Annotated in this window: 7 protein-coding genes; 2 read left to right on the top strand and 5 right to left on the bottom strand. The window is 61.8% G+C overall.

Annotated elements, in window-relative coordinates; all coding sequences use genetic code 11:
• Nucleotides 1-310 precede the first annotated feature (310 nt).
• The 3 genes from choV to J7E36_RS16125 form a co-directional block, all read right to left on the bottom strand.
• Nucleotides 311-1,489: a choline ABC transporter ATP-binding protein gene (choV, locus tag J7E36_RS16135; RefSeq protein ID WP_215004608.1), complete on the bottom strand. Its 1,179-nt coding sequence runs from the start codon at nt 1,487-1,489 to the stop codon at nt 311-313.
• On the bottom strand, nt 1,486-2,331 hold the full coding sequence (gene choW / locus J7E36_RS16130) for a choline ABC transporter permease subunit (RefSeq protein WP_215004606.1): 846 nt from the start codon (nt 2,329-2,331) through the stop codon (nt 1,486-1,488). Before choW ends, choV begins: the two co-directional genes overlap by 4 nt.
• Nucleotides 2,332-2,401: 70 nt before the next feature.
• The gene (locus J7E36_RS16125) at nt 2,402-3,349 is read right to left on the bottom strand and encodes a choline ABC transporter substrate-binding protein (protein WP_215004604.1); all 948 of its coding nucleotides are present in this window, start codon (nt 3,347-3,349) and stop codon (nt 2,402-2,404) included.
• A 424-nt stretch (nt 3,350-3,773) separates the two neighbouring features.
• Between J7E36_RS16125 and J7E36_RS16120 the strand changes: the two genes are divergently transcribed.
• A complete protein-coding gene (locus J7E36_RS16120; RefSeq protein WP_215004602.1) occupies nt 3,774-5,150 on the top strand; it encodes an L-serine ammonia-lyase in 1,377 nt (458 codons plus the stop codon).
• Between the two features lie 518 nt (nt 5,151-5,668).
• Nucleotides 5,669-6,772: a GlxA family transcriptional regulator gene (locus tag J7E36_RS16115; protein WP_042731607.1), complete on the top strand. Its 1,104-nt coding sequence runs from the start codon at nt 5,669-5,671 to the stop codon at nt 6,770-6,772.
• Between the two features lie 94 nt (nt 6,773-6,866).
• On the opposite strand, the gene J7E36_RS16110 is transcribed toward J7E36_RS16115, so the two are convergent.
• Entirely contained in the window at nt 6,867-7,130 is a 264-nt protein-coding gene (locus J7E36_RS16110) for a hypothetical protein (protein ID WP_215004600.1), read from the bottom strand.
• A 364-nt stretch (nt 7,131-7,494) separates the two neighbouring features.
• The gene (locus tag J7E36_RS16105) at nt 7,495-7,971 is read right to left on the bottom strand and encodes a thioesterase family protein (RefSeq protein WP_215004598.1); all 477 of its coding nucleotides are present in this window, start codon (nt 7,969-7,971) and stop codon (nt 7,495-7,497) included.
• Nucleotides 7,972-8,075 lie beyond the last annotated feature (104 nt).

The following is an 8,075-nucleotide window of genomic DNA, read 5'->3' as shown; positions in this document are numbered from 1 at the left end:
CCGGACACTAGTGACGCAGGAGCGTGGGAACGATCAGTGGAACAGCCCCCACCACCTCGTTCCCACGCTCCGCGTGGGAATGCATCCCGGGACGCTCCGCGTTCCTGCTGCACTGCACCGGCAGTCGTTGGGACGCAGAGCGTCCCTGGCGGCGTTCCCACGCAGGAGCGTGGGAACGATCAGCGGGACACCTAGCACCTCGTTCCCCACGCTCCGCGTGGGAATGCATCTCGGGACGCTCTGCGTTCCTGCTGCACTGAGCACAAACAAAAACGCCGCGATCATCTCGCGGCGTTTTTGTGGGGCTGGCTCAGCCGAGGTTTTTACCGAGCAGTGCGTGGTACAGCTCGCTGTCACCGAGGATTCCGACGACTTTCTGGTTATCGTGAAGCACCAGTTTGTTGCCGGTCTGATAACGGATCTGCAGCGCGTCGCGCATGCCGATGTTGGAGTCGACCAGGGTTGGGCGGCGGCCCAGGCCTTCGACGGATTGGCCCGGTGCCCAGTTTTGCAGGTCCAGTGCCGCGCCGTTCTGCCGGGCGCCCTTGATGGTGTTGCCTTCGGCCAGGTCGAGCCAGGAGTCGCCGCCCGGGTCGAGGCAGACCGAACCGTTGATGCGCTTGCAGTTGTCCAGGGTGCGCATCAGGCTGCGACCGCAGAGGACGTTGAGCGGGTTGGTGTGGGCGACGAAGGTGCGCACATAGTCGTCCGCCGGGTTCAGCACGATTTCTTCCGGCTTGCTGTACTGGATGATCCGACCGTCCTTCATGATCGCGATGCGGCTGCCCAACTTCAGGGCTTCGTCCAGGTCATGGCTGACGAACACAATGGTCTTGCTCAACTTGCGTTGCAGCTCCAGCAGTTCGTCTTGCAGGCCTTGGCGGATCAGCGGGTCGAGGGCCGAGAACGGTTCGTCCATCAACAGGATGTCGGCGTCCATCGCCAGGGCGCGGGCCAGGCCGACCCGTTGTTGCATGCCGCCGGACAGTTCGTCGGGCTTCTTGTTGCGCCACTGGGTCAGGCCCACCAGCTCGAGTTTTTCATCCACCAGCTTGCGGCGTTCCTTCTCCGGTCGGCCCTGCATTTCCAGGCCGAAGCTGATGTTCTCGCGCACCGTCAGCCAAGGCATCAGGGCGAACTTCTGGAACACCATGGCGATGCGCTTGGTGCGCATCATCTTCAGTTCGGCGGGCGTGCAGGAGGCGATATCGATCTGCCGGCCCTCGTGCTCGACGAACAACTTGCCACGGCTGACGGTGTTCAAGCCGTTGATGCAGCGCAGCAGGCTGGATTTGCCGGAGCCGGACAGGCCCATCAGCACGCAGATTTCGCCTTTCTCAATGTCCAGGCTGGCTTTTTCCACGCCGACGATCTGCCCGGTCTTCTTCAGGATTTCGTTGCGGGTCATGCCCTGGTCGAGCAGCTTGAGGGCCTCGCGTGGATCCCTGGAGAAGATCACGTCGACCTGGTCGAAGCGAATGATGCTCATGCGTCACCCCCTACTTTGGCGTCGGGTTGTTTGCAGATTCGGTCGAGCATGATTGCCAGCAATACGATCGCCAGGCCTGCTTCGAAGCCCAGGGCGATATCAGCGGTGTTCAGTGCGTTGACCACGGGTTTGCCCAGGCCATCGGCACCCACCAGCGCGGCGATCACCACCATCGACAACGACAGCATGATGCACTGGGTGATACCGGCCGCGATGCTCGGCATCGCATGGGGCAGTTCGATACGCGACAGGAGTTGGCGACGGGAGCAGCCGAAGGCCTTGCCGGCGTCCATCAGTTCTTCGGGAACGTCGCGGATGCCCAGGTAGGTCAGGCGGATGGGCGCGGCAATCGCGAACACCACCGTGGAGATCAGGCCCGGGACCACACCCAGACCGAACAGGGTCAGGGTAGGAATGAGGTAGACGAACGTCGGCACGGTCTGCATCAGATCGAGTACCGGACGCATCAGGGTGTAGAACATCGGCTTGTGCGCGGCAACAATGCCCAGCGGCACGCCGATCACGACGCAGACCAGGGTGGCGAACAGCACCTGGGCCAGGGTTTCCATGGTTTCCTGCCAGTACCCCAGGTTGAGGATCAGCAGGAAGGAGGCAATGACGAATACGGTGAGGCCCCATTTACGCTGGATGAAATGCGCCAGCAGGGCGATGAGGCCGATCAAGGCCAGTGGGTTGAACCAGGTCAGCGCAAACGTCACGCCGTGAATCATCGTTTCCAGGAACAGTGCGATGGCGTCGAAGGTGCTGGCGCCATGTTGCGTCAACCATTCGACGAAGCCCGCAATGTACTGGCCCAGGGGTATTTTCTGATCAATGAGCATGGTAGTGAACGTCCGCATGCAAGGGATAAACAGCCCGGGCGAGCGAACCCGCCCGGCATAACATGAACGATTACTGTGCGAGCTTGGCTTTCACGGCCTCCAGGCCAGGTTTACCGTCAATGGTGGTCACGCCAGCGAGCCAGGTATCGAGCACCTGTGGGTTTTTCTTCAGCCAGGCCTTGGCGGCGGCTTCAGGTTTCATCTTGTCGTCCAGGACGTTGCCCATCAGCGAGCTTTCCATGTCGACGGTGAATTCAAGATTCTTCAGCAGTTGGCCCACGTTGCTGCATTCCTGGCTGTAGCCCTTGCGGGTGTTGGTTGCCACGGTGGCCGCGCCGAATTCCGGGCCGAAGAAGTCGTCGCCGCCGGTCAGGTACTGGATTTTGAAGCGGGTGTTCATCGGGTGCGGTGCCCAGCCCAGGAACACCACGTCGGTGCCACGTTTGGAGGCGCGATCGACCTGCGAGAGCATGCCCGCCTCACTCGATTCCACCACCTTGAAACCGGCGTCCTTCAGGCCGAAGGCGTTCTTGTCGATCATGCTCTGGATCAGGCGGTTGCCGTCGTTGCCGGGCTCGATCCCGTAGATCTTGCCGTCCAGTTCCTTCTTGAATTTGGGGATGTCGGCGAAGTCGTGCAGGCCCTTGTCATACAGGCCCTGGGGCACGGCGAGGGTGTACTTGGCGCCCTTGAGGTTGGTGCGCACGGTTTCCACGGTGCCTGCATCGCGGTAGGCCTTGATGTCGTTTTCCATGGTCGGCATCCAGTTGCCAAGGAACACGTCCATGTTCTTGCCATCGGCCAGGGACTTGTAGGTCACCGGCACGGAAATCATGGTGGTCTTGGTCTTGTAGCCAAGGGCATCGAGCACCACGCTGGTGGTGGCGGTGGTCACGGTGATGTCGGTCCAGCCGACGTCGGAGAAGTTGACGGTGCTGCACTGTGCGGGTTCTGCAGCGTTGGCCAGCATCGGAAGACTCAGCATGGCGGCCAACAACAACGGCGTGGAACCTTTCATGGGTGGACTCCTGGTGTTTTTTCGGCGGTGTCCCGTCAGGACAACCGCGCGCTTATTGGATGTTGCGGTTGGTGGCGCGTGGGCACTCTCTGACACGCGGCCTTGCAAACGAGCCGTAACTGATCATGTACCAGTGCAAATCTGACGCCTACAGGGTGCGTCGTATCCAGTACAGGGAGGGTCGCATCCAGTGTCGGTGACGTCGTTTACAGATTTTTTCCGCCTCTGGGAGCCGTCTGACACGCAAGAAAACGGCGAAATCGGGGTAAAAGGCGGGCGGCGCTGGCGGGCATGATTGCGTCGGTGTCAGACGTCGCGCACCGGGGCAAAAGCCGGATGATGCGGCCATCCCGGCGTTGAGCGTAGCAGCTCCGTCAACGGGTGCTTCGGCGCCCGCCTGTGCCCGTTCTGGAGATTCTCGGCAATGGCAATCAGCGTGTTCGACCTGTTCAAAATCGGTATCGGCCCGTCCAGCTCCCACACCGTGGGGCCCATGCGCGCTGCGGCGCTGTTTGTCGAGGCGCTGCGGGCCAGGGCGCTGCTGCATGACGTGCGCCGGGTCGAGGTGCAACTGTACGGTTCATTGTCGGCCACCGGCATTGGCCACGGCAGCGATAACGCGGTGATCATGGGCCTGATGGGCGAATGGCCCGATGCAATCGACCCGTCGCAGATCGGTACGCGCATCGGCCTGTTGCGAGAAACCGACACCCTGTTGCTGGACGGTCGTCTGCCGGTGCCTTTCATCTGGTCGCGGGACATGCGCCTGATCGACGAAAACCTGCCGTTCCACCCCAACGCGATGACGCTGGTGGCCGAAGGCGACAGCGGCGAGCTGCACCGTGACACCTATTATTCAGTGGGCGGCGGCTTTGTGGTTGATCAGGCCCAGGCGTCCAGTGGCGTGGTTGACCTGGACACCACTGAGCTGCCTTACGATTTCTCCAGCGCCGAGGAGCTGCTTCAACTGTGCCGCACCCACAACCTGCGGGTGGCGGAACTGATGCTGGCCAACGAGAAGGTCTGGCGCTCGGAAGAGGAGATCCGCGCGGGGCTGATGAAGCTCTGGCGGGCCATGCAGGAGTGCGTCGAACACGGCCTCAAGCATGAAGGCATCCTCCCGGGCGGACTGAATGTACGGCGCCGCGCGGCCAAGTTGCACCGCAGCCTGCAAGAGTTGAACAAGCCGAATGTCATCGGCTCGACCCTCAGCGCCATGGAGTGGGTCAACCTGTTTGCCTTGGCGGTCAACGAGGAGAACGCCGCGGGTGGGCGCATGGTCACGGCACCGACCAATGGCGCGGCGGGGATCATTCCGGCGGTGCTGCATTACTTCATGAAATTCAGCGAAGCGGTCACTGACGCCAATGTGGTGGATTATTTCCTCAGCGCGGCGGCGGTAGGCATCCTGTGTAAAAAGAATGCCTCGATCTCCGGCGCCGAAGTGGGCTGCCAGGGCGAAGTGGGTTCGGCCTGCGCCATGGCGGCAGCCGGCCTGGCGGAGATCCTCGGCGCCACGCCGGAACAGTTGTGCAATGCGGCGGAAATCGGCCTGGAGCACAACCTCGGCCTGACCTGCGACCCGGTGGGTGGCCTGGTGCAGGTGCCGTGCATCGAGCGCAATGCGATTGCCGCGGTGAAGGCCATCAACGCTGCGCAAATGGCGCTGCGCGGTGACGGCCAGCATTTCATTTCCCTGGACCGGGTGATCCGCACCATGCGTGATACCGGCGCGGACATGCATGACAAATATAAGGAGACATCGCGTGGCGGGCTGGCGGTGAGCGCGGTGGAGTGCTGATAAAGGCTTCAGTCACCCCACTGTGGCGGGTGGATTAACCCTGTGGGAGCAAAGTTTGTTCGCGATGCACCACAGGTCAATCACCTCGTTACAGGAACGAAAATTGCTCAATAAACGACCGCAGATGCACAAACGCGCCACCTTTTAGCGCGTCGCAAACAGACAAGACACCCCGCGTCGGGTCAACCGCTGCACCTCACTCGACCGTTCGTCATTCACGCCTGTGGTGATACCCGTTGCGCAAGCGGCGCAGCCCAGTTCCCACAAGTGCTACCGAACTGCTCACAGCCCGCTGTGACAGCCGCCTGCCGCCATCGATGGCGGCTGTAACCCGTACTGGATACGCGCCTTATATAGACAGGCTGCAATGTCGTTTTCAGGAGTTATTGAACGCACATTCAATTTTAGGCATGGCATTTGCTCTATCCCGATAAAGCCCGTCTCGCACAAGAGAACGATGGCAATAACAAGAGCCTCCGCCTGAGGCCATCACCCGCTTTGTGTGAGGAGATACCGCGATGACGACGTCCAACTCCGGGGCCCAACCCCAGAACCGTGCGCCTCAATCCATCGGCTTTTTGCTGCTGGACAATTTCACACTGATTTCCCTGGCGTCTGCGGTAGAACCGCTGCGCATGGCCAATCAGCTGTCCGGTCGCGAGCTGTATCGCTGGACCACCCTCACGGTTGATGGCGGGCAAGTCTGGGCCAGCGACGGTTTGCAGATCACCCCGGACGCCTCCATGCACAAAGCGCCGCCACTGGACACTGTCATCGTCTGTGGCGGCATCGGCATCCAGCGCACCGTCACCCGTGAACATGTGTCCTGGCTGCAAGGCCAGGCCCGTCAGTCCCGGCGTCTGGGTGCGGTCTGCACCGGCAGTTGGGCCCTGGCTTGCGCCGGTCTGCTGGACGGTTTCGATTGCAGCGTGCACTGGGAATGCCTGGCGGCGATGCAGGAAGCCTTTCCACGGGTATCGATGAGCACGCGCCTGTTCACCCTCGACCGCAATCGCTTCACCAGTTCCGGCGGCACTGCGCCGCTGGACATGATGCTGCACCTGATCAGCCGCGACCACGGTCGCGAACTGTCGGCGGCGATCTCGGAAATGTTTGTCTATGAGCGCATCCGCAACGAGCAGGATCACCAGCGTGTGCCGCTCAAGCACATGCTTGGCACCAACCAGCCGAAGTTGCAGGAAATCGTCGCGCTGATGGAGGCCAACCTCGAAGAGCCGATCGACCTGGACGAACTGGCGGTGTACGTCGCCGTGTCCCGGCGTCAGTTGGAGCGGCTGTTCCAGAAATACCTGCACTGCTCGCCGTCGCGCTATTACCTCAAGCTGCGGCTGATTCGTGCGCGGCAGTTGCTCAAGCAGACGCCGATGTCGATCATCGAAGTGGCGTCGGTGTGCGGTTTCGTTTCCACGCCGCACTTCTCCAAGTGCTACCGCGAATACTTCGGCATTCCACCGCGCGACGAGCGCGTCGGTTCCAACACCACGCAACAGGTGGCGATGATGCCGCTGCCACAGGCCCTGGTGCTGTCGCCGTTGTCCGGCCCGCTGTCGGCGTTGAGCCAGGCGCGTAATGAGTCGACGTTTGCCAGCGTAAGGCTTTAAACCGAGGCGCTTTCATCGCGAGCAGGCTCGCTCCCACATTGGATTTGTGTCGGTCACAAATCACATGTGGGAGCGAGCCTGCTCGCGATAGGTTTCAGGCGCTGTGGTTCTGCTGATACTCGGTCAACGCCGGCAACAGCTGCTTATCAATCGCCTGGCGCACGGCCGGCAGGATGGTCGCGCTGCTGGTGTACATGTCCTTGACCATCCGCCGCAGTTCATTGGCACGGGCCCTGTCCAGGCCGCGTACCGCGCACTCGCACGCCTGCTCGGCAGTGGAACCGCTGGGTATCTGGAGCCCCAGGGCCTTGAGCTGGCCCAGCAGGTCTTCCTGGTCGATCAAATCGGCGTGCATCATGACGCTTTTCCTTGTTCCGGGATTGGGGTCGTGCCTCGATTCTGGTAGCCACCCGAAGCGTCGGCAAGGGCAAACTGTCGCAATGGCCCGGATGACTATGAGCGTGTCGTTTTCGGCTAACTGACCCGGATCGGGACTGGGCAAACTGGCCCCAAGCTGAATCACGATGGTTTGGTCACCCTCGCGCGACGGCTCCTCCAGTAACGCCTCCTGCCCCGATCCTGTCACGGCTTGATCGGGGATTTTTTTGCCTGCGGTGTCTGTGCTGATGCCATCGCGAGCAGGCTCGCTCCCACAGGGGCGGGGATCGCCGTAGAAGCGGACCTGCCCGCGATGAACGATGACGCGGTCTGGCGGTGCAATGCTATCGGGCGGGCGGCAGGGCGATGACGCGGCCGATGCAGTCCGGCGGTGGAAGGTCGGCTTGTTCGTCAATCAGGGCCTGGAGCCTGGCCAGGGTGTGTTCCGTGAAGGGCGCCGAGCGCGGGCCGGCCAGGTCGACGTGCAACAGCATCTGCTCGTTGCCCGCCAGCGCTTTGTCCCCACCGGCCAGATGCAGGCTGTGGTAGAGGTGCAGGCGCTTGGCGTCATGGCCGATGATCTGCGTGTGCACTTCGACGTTGGCGTCGACCTTCACTTCGTGCAGGTAATTGAGGTGCAGCTCGAGGGTAAACAGCGAGTGGCCGCGGGTGTCCCGGTTCAGGCTGTCCATGCCGAGCTGGTCCATCAAAACGTCGGTGGCGTAGCTGAAAATCAACAGGTAGTAGGCGTCGCGCAGGTGACCGTTGTAGTCGACCCATTCGGGGCGGATGTGGGTTTGGTAGGTGGTGAGGGTGGGCATGGTTGTCTCCGGGCATGATCGTTCCCACGCTCTGCGTGGGAATGCAGCCCGGGACGCTCCGCGTTCCGAATAAAGCGTGACGCAGAGCGTCACAGCGGCGTTCC

This window comes from Pseudomonas fluorescens, assembly GCF_018614775.1.
In the GTDB taxonomy this organism is placed as follows: Bacteria; Pseudomonadota; Gammaproteobacteria; order Pseudomonadales; family Pseudomonadaceae; genus Aquipseudomonas; species Aquipseudomonas fluorescens_BY.
Note: the sequence above shows the minus strand (reverse complement) of the source record. Positions and strands in the feature narration are given on the sequence as shown.